A 16447-nucleotide genomic window follows, 5' to 3' on the forward strand; every position below is an offset into this window, starting at 1 on the left:
TTCCGATCATTGACGGCGTATCAGCATGGATACACCATCCGCGCGGATTAGGCTCCCACGCGATGAACCGTCTCCGTGTCACCTCCGGTCCGGTCCTCGCCCTCGTCGCCGGCTGGCTGGCCACCCGCGCGCTGATGCTGGGGCTCCTCGCCTTCGGCTCGGCGCACGTGCTGGGCGGCGGCTCGGTGTCGCGCGAGGTGTGGCGGCTGTACTTCCACTGGTACGGCGTCCTGTCGCAGGGCACGTTCCCCACACACGACACGCTGTGGCAGTACCCGCCGGGCGCGGGGCTGGTGCTGCTGGCGCCGGGGCTGCTGCCGTGGCTGTCGTACTTCGAGGCGTTCGTGCTGCTGACGCTGGTGGCGGACGTCGCCGTCACGGTGGCGCTGGCCGTCGCCGGGCGACGCACCGGGCGCAGTCTGCGCGGGGCCGCGCTGTGGGTGGGCGGGCTGCCGCTGCTGCTGCATCTGCCGCTGGCCCGCTACGACGTCCAGGTCACCGCGCTCGGCGTCGCCGCCCTCCTCGCGCTCGGCCGGTCGCCGCGCGCGGCCGGGGTGTTCGGGGCGCTGGGCGCGGTGGTGAAGGTCTGGCCCGCGCTGGTGCTGCTCGGCGTGTCACGCGGACGGGCGACACGCTCGGCGTGGTCCTGGGCGACGGCGGCCGGATGCGCGTCCCTGGCGGTGCTGGCGCTGCTGTTCGCCAACCCCTTCGGCTTCCTGCGCGAACAGGGCGACCGGGGGGTGCAGATCGAGTCGCTCGGCGGCACGGCGCTCAACCTGGCCCGGCACGCGGGCTGGCCGGGGCGGGTCCGCTACCAGTACGGCTCGATGGAGCTGGTCGGCCCGCAGGTGCACACGGTCGCCACCGTCTCGCTCGCGCTGACGGCGGTCGCGTTCGCGCTGCTGGTGGTGTGGCGACTGCGGGCCCGGCACTTCTCCCCGGCGACGCCGTACGACGCGGCGCTCACCGCGGTGCTGCTGTTCACCGTGACCAGCCGGGTCATCAGCCCGCAGTACCTGATCTGGCTGCTGGGGCTGGCCGCCGTCTGCCTGACGTCGCGGCACACCGTCCAGCGCCCGGTGGCCGTGCTGATCCTGGTCTCGACCGGGCTGAGCACCCTGATCTTCCCGGTGAGCTACGGCGCGGTCATCGACGGGACCTGGCCGGGCTGTCTGCTCACCCTGGCCCGCAACGGGCTGCTGCTGGCGGCCGCCGTGCTGTCCTTCGTCCGGCTGTGGCGGTCCACCCGGTCCCCGGCCAGGGTGCCCGCGACCCGCGCCCTCCCGGACACCGGCCGGGTCCAGGACCGCGCCCTGACCCGTTCCTGACGGCCCGCCACCGATCATGGACCCCATGCCCGAAGCCCTGCCCCAGGTCTCCGTCGTCGTCATCGGCCACGACGACGCCGCCCATGTGACCGACGCCGTGCGCTCGGCGCTGGACCAGGGCCCCGCCGTGGGCGAGGTGATCGCCGTGGACGACTGCTCCACGGACGACAGCGCCGCCCTCCTGGAGCGGCTCGCGGCCACCGAGCCCCGGCTGCGGGTGATCCGGCACTCCGTCAACAGCGGCGGCTGCGGCACCCCGCGCAACACCGGCATCGACGCGGCGACCCTGCCCCATGTCATGTTCCTGGACAGCGACGACCTGCTGCCGCCCGGCGCGGTGGACGCGCTGCTGCGGGCGGCGACGGAGACGGGCGCCGAGGTGGCGGCCGGGCTGTGTGTGCGCCGGGAGCTGCCCTCGGGCCGCGAACACCTCTGGCAGCGGTCCCTGTACGCGGAGGCGGCGCTGATCGAGCACCCCGCCGACCGCACGCACCTCGTCCACGACACCCTGTGCGTCAACAAGCTGTACCGCACCGGCTTCCTGCGCGCGCACGGCATCCGCTTCCCCGAAGGCCGCTTCCTCTACGAGGACTTCGTCTTCACCGCCCGCGTCCTGGCCGCCGCCCCGCGGCTCGCCCTCGTCCCGGACCGCGTCTACCTGTGGCACGTACGCCGGGCCGCCGAGCGGCTGTCGCTCTCACTGGACCGGGAGCGCGTCGACAACTGGCACTCCCGCACCCGGGCGTGCGCGCAGGCGTACGAGATCCTGCGGGACGCCGGTGCGGCGGAGCTGGCGCGGGCGGCCAGGGCGAAGTTCCTCGACCACGAACTGCGCATGTACCTGCGCGAGTTGCACCTACGGGACGCGGAGTACCGGCGCGCCTGGTGGGCGCACACCCGGGAGTACCTCGCCGGGTACGACGCCGAGGACTGGGAGCGGGACCCCGCCGCGCCCGGCACCCTGCTGGGCCGGTTCGTGCGGGAGTCGCCCGAGCCGCGCGACCTGCCCCGGCTGCGCGAGCTGGCCGCCCGCCCGGCCCGCCTGTTGCCGCCCTACGCCCGCACCCCCGAAGGCACCCCCGTCTGGTCGGACGCGTGTCCCGGCGTCGACCTGACCCCGCTGCTGACCTGCCCCACCGAGGCGCTGCCCTGCGCCATGGACGCCGAACTGCTCCCCCACGCCCGCGCCTCCCGGCTCCGGCTGCGCCTGCACGAGCTGTACGGCCGCCTCGCCGATGCGGGCCCGCTGGCGGTGACGGCCCGGTGGCACGACCGCCGGACCGGCCGCCCGGTCCGGCGCATCACCCTGCCCCTGGTCCCGGTGCACCCCGGCACCTGGACCGCCGAGGCGGCCGTCGACCTGAACGCGCTGGGGCCGGGCGTCTGGGACCTGTGCCTCACCGTCCACTTCAAGAACGGCGCCTGGCGGGACATCACGGCCCACGCCCGCACCGACAGCCCCCACCTGCGCCGACGGGCCCTGCCCAGCCCCCGCCACCTCGTCCTGCTGGCCCACCCGTACGCCACCCACTCCGGCGCCCTCTCCCTGCGCGTGGCGACGGGACCGGCGGGGGCGGCACGGGTGGCGCGGGGACGGCTACGGAGGCTGATCGGGGGCTGATCGGGGGCTAGAGCGCCTTCAGCGCGCCCGCCGTCGCCCTGGCCAGGTTCGCCAGGTAGCCCTTGGGGAGCTTGGGGCTGCGGATGATCACCGCGCGCCAGTAGAGGGGGCCGGAGATCAGGTCGAGGGCGACGTCCGGGTCGAGGTCGGCGCTGACCTCGCCGCGCTCCCGCGCCGCCGCCACGATCCGGGACGCGACGCCGTCCTGCCCGTCCCGCACGGCCTTCTGAAGGGTCTCGGCCATCTCCGGGTTGCGGGCGGCCTCCGCCTGGAGGTCGGGGATGATCTGCGAGGCGACGGGGTGGCGCAGGGCGCGCGACATCACCTCGTACAGCAGCCGGAGGTCGCCCTCCAGGGAGCCGGTGTCCGGGGCCGGGAGGCCGAGGACCGCCATCGCGGAGACCACGTCCAGCACCAGGTTCAGCTTGGAACGCCAGCGCCGGTACACCGCCGTCTTGCCGACCCCGGCCCGGCGCGCGATGCCCTCGATGGACATCCGCGCGTACCCGACCGCGGCCAGTTCCTCGAAGACGGCCGCGCGGATCGCCTCCGTCACGTCCTCCCGGAGCACGGCCGCCCCGGCCGGGGCACGGCGCGGGCGCGCCGGGGGTTCGTCGGCGTTGGTCGTCATGCGCACCAGCATAGGCGGGACGACGCAACGGTTGCGTTCCGTCGCCGGATGGGCCTACTCTCCCGTTGCGACGATACGGTCCCGTCCCGACGTAAGTAAACGTACGGGAAAGCGTGCGGAAAGGGCGGGCAACGGCCGGACCGCGCTTCCCCCACCACCCGATCGAAAGCAGCGGATGTGAGCCAGGTCCTCGACGCACCGCCCCCGAAGCAGATTCCGGCCGCCGGCGACATGGCGGCACTCGCCGCCCGGCACGGCCTGACCGTCAGCGGCGCCCGCCCCTCCCTCCCGGCGTACGTCCGGCAGCTCTGGGACCGGCGGCACTTCATCACCGCCTTCGCCACCGCCAAGCTGACCGCCCAGTACAGCCAGGCGAAGCTCGGCCAGCTCTGGCAGGTGATGACCCCGCTGCTGAACGCGGCCGTCTACTACTTCATCTTCGGCGTGCTGCTGGGCACCAAGCGCGGGGTCTCCGACTTCATCCCGTTCCTGGTGACGGGCGTGTTCGTGTGGACGTTCACGCAGAGCTCGATCATGGCGGGCACCCGGGCCATCTCCGGCAACCTCGGCCTGGTGCGGGCGCTGCACTTCCCGCGCGCCGCGCTGCCGATCTCGTTCTGCCTCCAGCAGCTCCAGCAGTTGCTGTTCTCGATGCTGGCGCTGATCGTGATCATCCTCTGCGTGGGGGTGCCGGTCGCCGCGTCCTGGCTGCTGGCGCTGCCCGCGCTGGCGCTGCAGTTCGTGTTCAACGCGGGCGTGTCGATGGTGCTGGCCCGGATGGGCGCCAAGACCCCGGACATCGCCCAGCTGATGCCGTTCCTGCTGCGCACCTGGATGTACGTGTCCGGCGTGATGTGGAGCATCGACCAGCACACCAAGGACCAGCCGCGGGTGCTCTCGGTCCTGCTGGAGTACAACCCGGCGGCGCTGTACATCGACCTCATGCGGTTCGCGCTGATCGACACCTTCGGCGCCGACAAGCTGCCCCCGCACGTGTGGCCGGCCGCGGTCGCCTGGGCGCTCGTCGCCGGGATCGGCGGCTTCATCTACTTCTGGAAGGCTGAGGAGACCTACGGCCGTGGCTGAGCAGACCACCTCCCCCGTCCCGACCCCGCACGGCCAGAGCGCCGAGCCGGTCCCCACCGTCGTCGCCGACGGCGTCGACATCGTCTACCGGGTCCACGGCACCGGCGCGGGCCGGGGCTCGGCCACCGCCGCCCTCAACCGCATCGTGCGCCGCGAAAAGGCGGAGAAGGCGGCCGGGGTGCGCCGGGTGCACGCCGTGAAGAACGTGTCCTTCGTCGCCTACCGCGGCGAGGCCATCGGCCTGATCGGCACCAACGGCTCCGGCAAGTCCACCCTGCTCAAGGCGGTGGCCGGACTGCTCCCGGTGGAGAACGGCCACATCTACACCGACGGCCAGCCCTCCCTGCTGGGCGTGAACGCCGCCCTGATGAGCGACCTGACCGGCGAGCGCAACGTCCACCTCGGCGGCCTCGCCATGGGGATGTCCCGCGAGCAGGTCAAGGAGCGCTACCAGGAGATCGTCGACTTCTCCGGCATCAACGAGAAGGGCGATTTCATCACCCTGCCGATGCGCACGTACTCCTCGGGCATGGCGGCCCGGCTGCGGTTCTCCATCGCCGCCGCCAAGGACCACGACGTGCTGCTGATCGACGAGGCGCTGGCGACCGGCGACCGCTCCTTCCAGAAGCGCTCCGAGGCCCGCATCCGCGAGCTGCGCAAGCACGCGGGCACGGTCTTCCTGGTCAGCCACAACAACACCTCCATCCGGGACACCTGCGAGCGGGTGCTGTGGCTGGAGCGCGGCGAGCTGCGCATGGACGGCGCCACCGAGGACGTGCTGAAGGAGTACGAGGCGTTCACGGGCGACAAGGGCAAGAAGAAGTAGGAAAGGGGCTTCCACTTCACGCGTGGATATCCCTTTCAGTCATGTAATGACAGTATGTTATGAAAGGTGACCGCCGGGACGACGAGCCGAAGGAGCCCCTTCAGATGCCCCAACTCAGCGTCATCGTCTACGGACCCAACGCCCAGGGGCATCTGACCGAACTCCTCGACTCGCTGGACGCCCATCCGCTCCCGGACACCGAGGTGATCGTCGCGGCGGTCGGCGACTGGGCGCGGGAGACGGCCGAGGGCCACGCCCCGGAGACGGTCACCGTGCCGCTGCCCGACGGCACGCCGGACGCGGCGGCCCGGGCGGCGGGGGCCGCGCGGGCCTCCGGCCGCTGGCTGCACTTCGTGCACGCCAAGGACGGCCTGCCCGCCGGAGCCCCCCGGCTGCTCGCCGAGCGCACCGCCGAACTGGACGAGCGCACCGACGTCGTCCTGCTGGACCACGTCACCACCACCTGGCGCACGACCGCCGCCCCCTCCCGCGACGGCCGCCTGCTCGCCGGGGTGGGCCGCGCCGACGTCACCCTGGACGACTCCCCCAACCTGCTCCGCCTCACCCCGCTGCTCGGCACCCGTGCGGTGCGCGCGGAATTCTGGCGGGCGCACGAGGAGGAGTTCTCCGGCGACGACGAGAACTTCACCGCCCAGGCCGCCCTGCTGCGCGCCGACCGCGTGGCCTGCCTCGACCAGACGGCGTACGACGACCGCAGACTGCGCCCGGAGAGCCTGCCCCCGCGCACCCCGGAGGACCGCTACGCCCTCATCGAGCGCTACGAGCGGCTGCTCGCGCTCACCGAGGGCCGCCGCGCGGTGCGTACCGTGCTGTACGGGCTGATGGTGCGCGACCTGGTGCGGGTCTTCGCCCGCGAGGACCTCCCCGAGCCGGTTGCCCGCGAGTTCTTCCGCCGCGCCTCCGCCGCCGCCGTCCGCTGGCGCCCCGAGGGCCATCAGCGCCCGGCGGGCCTGGAGGGCGTCCGGCACGCCCTGCTCGAAGAGGGCGCGTACACCCGGTACCGGGCGCTGCAGACCGCCAACCGCACCCGGCGCTCGGCCCGGAAGGCGGTCCGCGCCCGAAAACGGCGGCTCGGGGTACGGCTGCGCGAGCAGCAGTACCGCAGGGCGCTCACCCGGCCGCTCGACCCGCACCTGGCCGTGTTCGCGGCCTACTGGGACCGGGGGGTGGCCTGCAATCCGGCCGCCATCGCCGCCAAGCTCGCCGAACTCGCCCCGCACATCCACCCGGTGTGGGTGGTGACCAGGGAGAACGCGGCCCTCCTCCCCCACGGCACCGACCACGTGATCCCCGGCACCCGCCGCTACTGGGAGACGCTGGCCACCGCGAAGTACCTGGTCAACAACGTCAACTTCCCCAACGCGGTGGTCAAGCGCCCCGGCTCGGTCCACCTCCAGACCCACCACGGCACCCCGCTCAAGCGCATGGGCCTGGACCAGCGGGACCATCCGGCCGCCGCGCAGGGGCTGGACTTCGCGGCGCTGCTGTCCCGGATCGACAAGTGGGACTACAGCGTCAGCGCCAACAGCCACACCACCCGGATGTGGGAGCGCGCCTACCCGGCCCGCTACACCTCCCTGGACCACGGCTATCCGCGCAACGACGTCTTCTACACCGCCACCGCCGCCGACGTCCGCGCCACCCGTGAGCGCCTCGGCATCGCCCCCGGCCGCATCGCCGTCCTCTACGCGCCCACCCACCGCGACTACGAGGCCGGGTTCACCCCCCGGCTGGACCTCGCCACCCTCGCCGACCGCCTCGGCGAGGACACCGTGCTGCTGGTGCGCGCCCACTACTTCTACGGCGGCGGCGCCGCCTCCCCGCTGACCGGCCTGCGCCGCACCGGCCGCCTCATCGACGTCTCCGCCTACGACCCGGTCGAGGAACTCTGCCTGGCCGCCGACGTGCTGGTCACGGACTACTCGTCGATCATGTTCGACTACGCCAACCTGGACCGCCCGATCGTCGTGCACGCCGACGACTGGGAGACCTACCGCACCACGCGCGGCGTCTACTTCGACCTGATGGCCGAGGCCCCCGGCCGGGTCGCCCGCACCCAGGAGGAGCTGACCGAGATCCTCACCTCGGGCGCCTGGCGGGACGAGACCGCGACGAAGGCCCGCACCGCGTTCCGGCGCCGCTTCTGCGAGTTCGACGACGGCCGGGCCGCCGAACGGGTCGTACGGCGGGTGTTCCTCGGCGAACCCGAGGAGGCGCTGCCCCCCGTGCTTGAGCTGGAGGAACGTATCCCCGCCCCGACGCCCGAGGAGCTGCAAGGATGACGACCCCCGACGTCACGGTCACCGTCATCGGCTACAACGACGCGGCCCGGCTGCCCCGCGCGGTGGCCTCGCTGCGCGCGCAGACCCACCGGAACATCGAGATCGTCATCAGCGACGACCACTCGACCGACGACACCCCCGAGGTGGCCCGGCGGCTGGCCGCCGAGGACGGCCGGGTGCGCTATCTACGGCTGCCGGAGAACAGCGGCGGGTGCAGCGCACCGCGCAACCGGGCCATCGACATCGCCCGCGCCCCGTACCTGATGTTCCTCGACAGCGACGACGAACTGCCGCCGCGTGCGGTCGAGTTGCTGCTCGCCGCGCACCGGGAGCGGGAGATCGACTTCGCCATGGGCGCGGTGCGCCGGGTCCGGGTGGACAACGGCCGCCGCACCACCTGGATGCCCCACCTGGTCCGCGAGCGCCGCACCCTGGACGGCATCGCCGCCGACCCCCGGCTGCTGTTCGAGCACCTGTCGACCAGCAAGATGTACTCCCGCGCCTTCCTCGACCGCCACCAACTGCGCTTCCCCGAGGGCATCCACTACGAGGACCAGCTCTTCTCGGCACGGGCGTACGGACTCGCGCGGGCGTTCACGATCATCCCGGACCCGGTCTACACCTGGTACATCGAGCCGTACGCGGCCGAGTCCAGCGCCTCCATCTCCAACCAACGGCACAAGATCTCCAACGTCGCGGACCGGGTGCACGTCCAGCGCCTGATCGACGACTTCCTGGCGGAGAACGGGCAGGCGGGGTTGCGCGAGGACAAGGACTTCAAGTTCCTCAAGCACGACTTCCGGATGTACGCGGGCGACCTGCCCTACCGGGACGACGCCTGGCTGGCGGAGTTCGCCGAGATCATGAACCCCTACCTGGACACCCTCGCCGAGGGCGCCTACGCCCGGCTGCCCCGCCCGGAGCGGGTGGTGCTGGAGCTGCTGCGCGAAGGCGACCTCGACGGGCTCCGGCTCGCCGCCCGCGGCCTGGGCCACCCGGTGGCACCCCGCGAGGTCACCACCGACGCGTCCGGCACGGCCTACTGGGGCGACACGGTGCCCGCGACCGAGCGAGGGCGCCGCGAACTGGACCTGGCCGACCTGGAGCTGGAGACCCGCCCCTTCTCCACCGCCTACTTCCGGCACGAGATCACCGGCCTGCGGCCCGGCCCCGGCGCCGCGCTGACCCTGACGGTGCGCACCTACGACCCGGGACTGCGACTCCCGGTGGGCCCGCAACGGGCCGCGCTGCTGCTCTCCCCCGGCCGACGGCGGCTCACGGTGCCGTTCCGGCTGGACCCGGTCCGGCCCGGCGTCTTCGAGGGCCGCCTCCACCTGGACCTGACGAAGGCCCGACTCCCCCTCCAGGGCTTCGAGGGGGTACGGCATCCGCAGATCCGGCTCCAGCAGCAGGGCCTCGCCCACTCGGGGCTGCTGCTGGCCCCGCTGTTCTTCCCGGCGCTGACCGCGCGGGTGGAGTCGGGGGGCGTGGCGCACCGGATCACGGTCGAGCCCGAGGGCCGCAACCCCGGCCGCCTGCAGATCCGCTGGCAGCCGGTGGGGATCACCGCCCGGCTACTGCGGCCGGTGGTGCGCAAGGTGGACCGGCCCCGGGTGCGCAACGCGTTCCGGCTGGTGACGAGCGCGCTGAAGTGAACCCCGGTCAGCCGCGGACCTCGTAGAGCACCTGTCCGGCCGGGCCGGTGGTCACCGGGCGCAGCCACGGCTCGGCGTCGGCAGCCGGGCCGATCACCCAGCGCACCCCGTACCGGCGCGCTATGGCCCGCCGGGCGTCGGAGGAGGTACCGGCGTCGAAGTACCGCTCCACCGCCGCGTCCCGGCCGCCCTGGTCCGGCAGGAACACGTCCGGGTAGCCGGGCGCCACGGTGTACGGCCCGTACGCCGGGATCTGCCGGGCGGGCATCGTACGGGCCATCACCACGTCCCCGTAGCCGACCCAGGGCGTGATCCAGTGGTAACCGGTCCACGGCGGGCGGTACTTGGCGGCGAGCGGGGCGGGCAGCGCGTCGCGCGGGACGACATAGCCGAGCATGCCCGCCTGGCCCCAGGCGCCCACGGCCAGCGCGGCCGCCAGCACGCAGGCCCAGCCGAGCCGGACCGCCCGCCGCCCGGCCGACACGGTCTCCAGCGCGGCCGCGAGCTGGGCCGGGATCAGCGCGGCGGGCGCGGCCCGGCCCCAGGAGTAGTGCCCGGTGAGGCCCCCGGCCGCGAACAGCAGCACGCCCAGCACGAAGAACAGCACCAGCGGATCGCGGTGATCGCGCCGCCAGCGCAGGACGAGCGCCGCCACCCCCAGCAGCGCCAGCCCGAACCGGCCGGGCAGGTCGGAGTAGAGCGAGCGGTGGATCGCCTCCAGACCGGCCCCGGCGGAGAACAGCGCGAAGAAGTCGTAGTACGGCCACAGCCCCAGCAGGACCACGCCCACGACGAGCGCGGCGCCCGCCCGGAGCAGGACCCGGCGGCCGGGGCGGGCGGCGAGCACCGTGGCGAGCGCGCCCAGGGTGGCCACCACGCCGGTGAACTGGTGGCACAGCAGGATCAGCGCCCACAGCGCCCCGAGGCCGAGCCAGCGGACCCAGCCGTCGGACGTGCGCAGCGTGATCGTGAGCCACGCCCAGAAGTGGAAGGACAGCCCGAGCGCGAACACGCTGGGGTACGCCACCGTCAGCGCCAGGGAGTTCAGGCCGAGGAAACCGCTCCAGTTGAGCAGGTCCGGGCCCCACAGGAAGACCAGGCACAGGATCGCGAGCGCGGGCGCCGCCCGGTGCGCGCTGAGCGTGCGGACGTACCGCCACACCCCGCTGAACAGCAGGCCGAGCCCGACGAGCGCGCCGATCCGCAGCACCGTGAACACCGACAGCCCGGTGAGCCGGGCCAGGCAGCCCAGCACCAGCATCCACGGCGAGTAGTACGGGCTCGGCGTGTCCGCGTCGACCAGCGGGTTGCCGGGGTCGAGCAGGCTGTGCCGCAGCCGTTGCACGGTCGCCGCGTGCATGCCGAGGTCACCGGCCCAGGGCAGCCGGACGACGGCCAGCAGCGTCAGCAGCAGGACGAGCGCGGCGAGGGCGACGGCCACCAGTGACGGGGCCACCGTCGACGGACGGCCGCGCCGCGCGCGGGACCCGGTGAGGTTCGCTGTCACGGGCCAGACCCTATCCGAAACGGGCAGATCATCCGGATATCGACGAGGGCGCCCCGGCCGGGTTCTCCGGTCCGGGGCGCCCTCGCTTCAGGCGGTGCCGCGCGGTGTCACGCGTGGGTGCGCAGCAGCGTCCGCATCGTGCGCATCGCCACCGACAGGTTGGCGAGGTCGAACGCGTCCGAGCCCCGGATCTCCTCCAGCGTGGCGCGTGCCCGGCTCAGGATGGGCGCGTTCTTCTCCTCCCACGCCTTGAACCGCTGCTCCGGCGTGGAGGTGCCGTTGCCCGCCGCGAGCACGTCCGCGGTGAGGGCGGCGTGGGCCGCGTACAGGTCCTCGCGGATGGAGGCGCGGGCCATCGACTGCCAGCGGTCCGCGCGGGGCAGCTCGATGATGCGGTCCATCAGCTGGGAGATGTGCAGCCGGTCGCCGAGGTCGTAGTACACCTCGGCCACGTCCAGCGGCTCCTTGCCCATGCGGTCGGCCACCGAGACGATGTCCAGCGCCGGGAAGGCGGAGGAGAACCCGGCCACGCGGGTGGCGAGTTCGGCCGGGACACCGGCGTCGGTCAGCTCGTCGTAGACGTGCTGGTACCACTCGAGGTCCGCGCCGCGCAGCAGCTTCGGCATCTGCTGCCAGACCTGCTCGACCCGGTCCGCGAAGAACTCCACGGTCTCGGCGAGCTGGAGCGGCTGCGGCCGGTTGTTCAGCAGCCAGCGGGTGCCCCGCTCGACCAGCCGCCGCGAGTGCAGCCGGATACGGGTCTGGACGGCCGCTTCCACCTGGTTGTCCAGCGCCTCCACCGCGTCCCACACCGGGGACGAGCAGAAGATCGCGCGGGCCGCGGTCTGGGCGCGGACGATCTCCTCCAGCGAGGCGCCGGTCTCCTCGCGCAGCCGGTGCAGATACGTGGTGCCGCCCGTGTTCACCGTGTCGTTGACCAGCACGGTCGTGGTGATCTCACGGCGCAGCGGGTGGCTGTCGACGGCCTCCGCGAACCGCTCGCGCAGGGCGCTCGGGAAGTAGGCGTGCAGCAGACCGCGCAGGTACTCGTCGTCCGGCAGCGAGGTGTGCAGCAGCTCCTCGGCGACCGTGATCTTCGTGTACGCCAGCAGCACCGCGGTCTCCGGGCTGGTGAGGCCCTGGCCCTGGTTCAGCCGCTCCCGGATCTGGCGGTCGGTGGGCAGGAACTCCAGCGCCCGGTTGAGGTGGCCCTCGCGGACCAGGTGCCGGATGAACCGGGCCTGCGCGTGCAGCATGTCCTTGGACTGGGCGAGCGCGTTGGCCAGCGCGGTGTTCTGCGCGTAGTTGTTGCGCAGGACGAGCGCGCCGACCTCGTCGGTCATCTCCGCGAGCAGCTTGTTGCGCTGCTTGACGGTCATGTCGCCGTCGGCGACCACGCTGTTCAGCAGGATCTTGATGTTCACCTCGTGGTCGGAGGTGTCCACACCGGCGCTGTTGTCGATGGCGTCGGTGTTGATCCGGCCGCCCTGGAGGGCGAACTCGATCCGGCCGAGCTGGGTCAGGCCCAGGTTGCCGCCCTCGCCGACGACCTTGACGCGCAGGTCGGCGCCGTCGACGCGGATGGCGTCGTTGGCCTTGTCACCGACGTCGGCGTCGGTCTCCGCCGAGGACTTGACGTAGGTGCCGATGCCGCCGTTCCACAGCAGGTCGACCGGCGCCTTCAGGATCGTCTTCATCAGGTCGGCCGGGGTCATCTTGGAGATCTTCTCCTCGATGCCCAGCGCCTCCCGGATGTGGCTGTTGAGCGGGATCGACTTGGCGCTGCGCGGGAAGATCCCGCCGCCCGCCGACAGCAGCGAGGTGTCGTAGTCGGCCCAGCTGGAGCGGGGCAGCTCGAACAGGCGGCGGCGCTCGGCGTAGCCGGTGGCCGCGTCCGGGACCGGGTCGATGAAGATGTGCCGGTGGTCGAAGGCGGCGACCAGACGGATGTGCTCGGAGAGCAGCATGCCGTTGCCGAACACGTCACCGGACATGTCACCAATGCCGACGACCGTGAAGTCCTCGGACTGGGTGTCCAGGTCCAGCTCGCGGAAGTGCCGCTTCACCGACTCCCAGGCGCCGCGGGCGGTGATGCCCATGCCCTTGTGGTCGTAGCCCGCGCTGCCGCCGGAGGCGAAGGCGTCCCCGAGCCAGAAGTCGTAGGACTCCGCGACCTCGTTGGCGATGTCGGAGAACGTCGCCGTGCCCTTGTCGGCCGCGACCACCAGGTAGGTGTCGTCGCCGTCGTGCCGGACCACGTCCTGCGGCGGGACGACCTCACCGGCCACCATGTTGTCGGTGATGTCGAGCAGCGCCGAGATGAACGTCTTGTAGCTCTCGATGCCCTCGGTGAGCCACGCGTCCCGGTCCACGGCCGGGTCGGGCAGCTGCTTGGCGACGAAGCCGCCCTTGGCGCCGACCGGCACGATGACGGTGTTCTTCACCATCTGCGCCTTGACGAGGCCGAGGATCTCGGTACGGAAGTCCTCGCGCCGGTCCGACCAGCGCAGACCGCCGCGCGCGACCTTGCCGAAGCGCAGGTGCACACCCTCGACCCGCGGCGAGTACACCCAGATCTCGTACGCCGGGCGCGGCGCGGGCAGGTCCGGGATGGCCTGCGGGTCGAACTTCATCGACACATAGGCGTGCGGACCGCCGTCGCGGGCCTCCTGGAAGAAGTTGGTGCGCAGGGTGGCCTTGATGACGGTCAGGAAGGAGCGCAGGATGCGGTCCTCGTCCAGGCTCGCCACCTGGTCCAGCGCGGCGTCCAGCTCCTCCAGCAGGGCGTCGGTGATCTCCAGCCCGGCCTTCTGCCGGTCCGGGGACATCCGGGCCTCGAACAGGGAGACCAGCAGCCGGGTGGTGTGGACGTTGTTGCGGAGGGTGTCCTCCATGTAGTCCTGGCTGAAGGTGGAGCCCGCCTGGCGCAGGTACTTGGCGTAGGCGCGCAGCACCGTCGCCTGACGCCAGGTGAGACCGGCGCTCAGCACGAGGGCGTTGAAGCCGTCGTTCTCCGCCTGGCCGGTCCAGGTCGCGGCGAACGCCTCCTGGAACCGCTCGCGGCCGTCCTCGCCGAGGTGGTCGCCGCCGGCCGTCTGGGGCAGCCGGAGGCCGAAGTCGTAGATCCAGGCGGCGCTGCGGTCGGTGCGGCGCAGCTCGTAGGGGCGCTCGTCGACGACCTCGACGCCGAGCCGGTTGAGGACCGGCAGCACGGCGGAGAGGGAGACCGCGTCGCCCTTGCGGTAGATCTTGAACCGGCGCTCGCCGGGGGCGGCGCCGACCGGCTCGTACAGGCTGAGCGAGAAGTCGTTGCCCTTGTCGTTGCTGAGCCGCTCCAGGTGGACCAGGTCGGCGACGGCCGCGCGCGGGGAGTGGTCGGCCTTGTAGCCCTCGGTGAAGGCGTTGCTGTAACGGCGCAGCAGCTCGGCGGCGCGCTCCTCGCCGCACTCGGCGTTGAGCGCCTCGGCGAAGCCGTCGGACCAGGAGCGGGTGGCCTCGACCAGGCGGGCCTCGATGCGCTCCTTGTCGGCGTCGGACAGCTGGGGCAGCTCGGTGCCGGGCTGGACGCGGACGACGAAGTGCAGCCGGGACAGGATCGACTCGGTGTTCCAGGCGGTGAAGTCGACGCTGGTGCCGCCCAGTTCCTCCTTGAGGATGTCGATGATCCGCAGCCGGACCCCGGTGGTGTACCGGTCGCGCGGCAGGTAGACGAGGGCCGAGTAGTAGCGGCCGTACTCGTCCTGGCGGAGGTAGAGCCGGAGCCGTCGGCGTTCCTGGAGGTAGAGGACGCTGGTGGCGATCGACTGGAGCTCGGCGGGCGGCGTCTGGAACAGCTCGTCGCGCGGGTAGGTCTCCAGGATCTGGAGCAGGTCGCGGCCGTCGTGGCTGTTGGGCGAGAACCCGGCGCGCTCCAGCACCTCGGCGACCTTGCGGCGGATCACCGGGACCCGGCGCACCGACTCGGTGTACGCGGCGGAGGAGAACAGCCCGAGGAAGCGGCGCTCACCGACGACGTTGCCGTCCGCGTCGAACTTCTTGACGCCGATGTAGTCCAGGTACGACGGCCGGTGCACGGTGGACCGGCTGTTGGCCTTGGTCAGCACCAGCAGCTTGTGCTCGCGGGCCTTGGCGCGGGCGTCGGCCGGGAGCCGCTCGAAGGAGGGGCTGACGGGGTGCTCGTCGTCCTCGGTGTGGTGCGGGTCGGAGCGCAGTATGCCGAGACCGGTGCCCGCCTTGGCGCTCAGGGAGTCGTCACCGCGCAGCTCGTACTCGCGGTAGCCGAGGAAGGTGAAGTGGTCGGCGGAGAGCCAGCGCAGCAGCTCGCGGGCCTCCTCCACCTCGGCGGCGGGCAGGTCGGCGGGGCGGGGCTCGTCCGCCAGGCCGTCCGCGATCCGGACGGCCGCGTCGCGCATCTTCTCCCAGTCCTCGACGGCCTCGCGGGCGTCGGACAGGACGCGCAGCAGGTCGGCGGAGATCTGCTTGAGGTCGGCGCGGTCGGTCTCGCGGTCGATCTCGACGTGGATCCAGGACTCGACGTGCCCGTCGTGCGGAAGCTCGCCGTGCGGGCCGGTGGGCAGGACCTCGATCAGCTTGCCGGTCAGGTCCCGGCGGACGACGACCTGCGGGTGGATCACGACGTGGATGCCGCGTCCCTGGCGGGTCAGCTCGTTGGTCACCGAGTCGACCAGGAAGGGCATGTCGTCGGTGACGACCTCCACCACGGTGTGGCTGCACGTCCACCCGTTCTCCTCCACGGAGGGGGTGTGCACCCGCACGTTGGCCGTGCCCTGGGGGCGCGTCTCGGCGAGGCGGTAGTGCGAGACCGCGGCACCGAAGACGTCGACCGGGTCGCGGTCGGCGAGGTCTTCCGGGGCGGTGTGCAGGTAGTAGCGCTGGAGGAACGCGAGCACGGCTTCGCTGTCCGGGGTGCCGGGGGTGCCCTCGTTCGTGGTCCCGGTCGGTAGGTGCCCCCCGGCCGGGCTGTTCTCAGCTACCCGGGCGGCCCGATCGAGCAGCTCGGCCTTGGCTTCGTCCAGCTTGGTCTGCATTGTCCTCTGGCTCCTGTCGCGCGCCGTTGCGTGACGTAGAAGGAAGTACGGTCTCTCCCCCTCCGGCATGACGCCACGGCCCGAGGTGTCCGGTCCGTTCCGACGCTATGCCGCGAGGTGAGATGGGCGGAGGGATTTCGGCCATTGTCGACAGACTTGTCGGAAGCGACGCTGCTCTCCGCACCGTCGTGCCGGAGGCCGTCCCCGGGGTCCGGGGCGGCATGGCGCCCCTGTCCCGCCCGAGCGGACCAGCGACCGCCGCCCGGTCACGGAGGTTGTCCGTGCGGCCCGGGCGCGGGGCAGGGACGGTCTCGTCCCCGCGAGCTATCGCGCTGATCACGCCACAAGGCTATCGCTCCCGACGGGGGCCCCGTCATGAGCCGTATGTGTACAAAACCGGGGGGTGAAGTTTGACGTTCTGCACAGCGGCGGCGGGGCGCCC

At 72.4% G+C, this 16447-nt stretch carries 9 protein-coding genes; 6 read left to right on the forward strand and 3 right to left on the reverse strand.

Translation table 11 applies throughout. The features are described 5' to 3' along the window. Window positions 1-62: 62 nt before the first annotated feature. Window positions 63-1328: a glycosyltransferase 87 family protein gene (locus ACIPPM_RS12505; RefSeq protein ID WP_401446283.1), complete on the forward strand. Its 1266-nt coding sequence runs from the start codon at window positions 63-65 to the stop codon at window positions 1326-1328. A 25-nt stretch (window positions 1329-1353) separates the two neighbouring features. Then, window positions 1354-2949 carry a glycosyltransferase family 2 protein gene (locus ACIPPM_RS12510; RefSeq protein WP_401446286.1) on the forward strand — a complete coding sequence of 532 codons (1596 nt, stop codon included), beginning with the start codon at window positions 1354-1356 and terminating at the stop codon, window positions 2947-2949. A 7-nt stretch (window positions 2950-2956) separates the two neighbouring features. Here ACIPPM_RS12510 and ACIPPM_RS12515 read toward each other — a convergent pair whose 3' ends face one another. Next, window positions 2957-3580 (reverse strand): TetR/AcrR family transcriptional regulator, encoded by a 624-nt coding sequence (locus tag ACIPPM_RS12515; RefSeq protein WP_401446289.1) that lies wholly within the window; start codon window positions 3578-3580, stop codon window positions 2957-2959. Window positions 3581-3757: 177 nt separating this feature from the next. On the opposite strand from ACIPPM_RS12515, the gene ACIPPM_RS12520 reads away from it, so the two are divergent. The 4 genes from ACIPPM_RS12520 to ACIPPM_RS12535 all read left to right on the forward strand — a co-directional run bounded on the left by ACIPPM_RS12520 (window position 3758) and on the right by ACIPPM_RS12535 (window position 9450). Further along, the gene (locus ACIPPM_RS12520) at window positions 3758-4666 is read left to right on the forward strand and encodes an ABC transporter permease (protein ID WP_401446292.1); all 909 of its coding nucleotides are present in this window, start codon (window positions 3758-3760) and stop codon (window positions 4664-4666) included. After that, window positions 4659-5492, forward strand: a complete 834-nt coding sequence (locus ACIPPM_RS12525) for an ABC transporter ATP-binding protein (protein ID WP_401446295.1) — start codon at window positions 4659-4661, stop codon at window positions 5490-5492. The genes ACIPPM_RS12520 and ACIPPM_RS12525 overlap by 8 nt, the downstream gene beginning before the upstream one ends. A gap of 104 nt (window positions 5493-5596) precedes the next feature. Then, window positions 5597-7795, forward strand: coding sequence for a CDP-glycerol glycerophosphotransferase family protein (locus tag ACIPPM_RS12530; protein ID WP_401446298.1), 2199 nt, complete (start codon window positions 5597-5599; stop codon window positions 7793-7795). Further along, on the forward strand, window positions 7792-9450 hold the full coding sequence (locus ACIPPM_RS12535) for a glycosyltransferase family 2 protein (protein WP_401446301.1): 1659 nt from the start codon (window positions 7792-7794) through the stop codon (window positions 9448-9450). Before ACIPPM_RS12530 ends, ACIPPM_RS12535 begins: the two co-directional genes overlap by 4 nt. 7 nt (window positions 9451-9457) lie before the next feature. Here the strand turns inward: ACIPPM_RS12535 and ACIPPM_RS12540 are convergent, their stop codons facing one another. Then, the gene (locus tag ACIPPM_RS12540; protein WP_401446477.1) at window positions 9458-10906 is read right to left on the reverse strand and encodes a hypothetical protein; all 1449 of its coding nucleotides are present in this window, start codon (window positions 10904-10906) and stop codon (window positions 9458-9460) included. A gap of 158 nt (window positions 10907-11064) precedes the next feature. Then, window positions 11065-16005: an NAD-glutamate dehydrogenase gene (locus tag ACIPPM_RS12545; protein WP_401446304.1), complete on the reverse strand. Its 4941-nt coding sequence runs from the start codon at window positions 16003-16005 to the stop codon at window positions 11065-11067. Window positions 16006-16447: the final 442 nt, after the last annotated feature.

Source organism: Streptomyces sp. NPDC090119 (assembly GCF_044747085.1).
In the GTDB taxonomy this organism is placed as follows: domain Bacteria; phylum Actinomycetota; class Actinomycetes; order Streptomycetales; family Streptomycetaceae; genus Streptomyces.

Bases quoted from the DNA above. Each gene is read 5' to 3' on its own strand.
- ACIPPM_RS12505 (WP_401446283.1), top strand. From the start codon at position 63: ATGAACCGTCTCCGTGTCACCTCCGGTCCGGTCCTCGCCCTCGTCGCC.
- ACIPPM_RS12510 (WP_401446286.1), top strand. From the start codon at position 1,354: ATGCCCGAAGCCCTGCCCCAGGTCTCCGTCGTCGTCATCGGCCACGAC.
- ACIPPM_RS12515 (WP_401446289.1), bottom strand. From the start codon at position 3,580: ATGACGACCAACGCCGACGAACCCCCGGCGCGCCCGCGCCGTGCCCCG.
- ACIPPM_RS12530 (WP_401446298.1), top strand. From the start codon at position 5,597: ATGCCCCAACTCAGCGTCATCGTCTACGGACCCAACGCCCAGGGGCAT.
- ACIPPM_RS12535 (WP_401446301.1), top strand. From the start codon at position 7,792: ATGACGACCCCCGACGTCACGGTCACCGTCATCGGCTACAACGACGCG.
- ACIPPM_RS12545 (WP_401446304.1), bottom strand. From the start codon at position 16,005: ATGCAGACCAAGCTGGACGAAGCCAAGGCCGAGCTGCTCGATCGGGCC.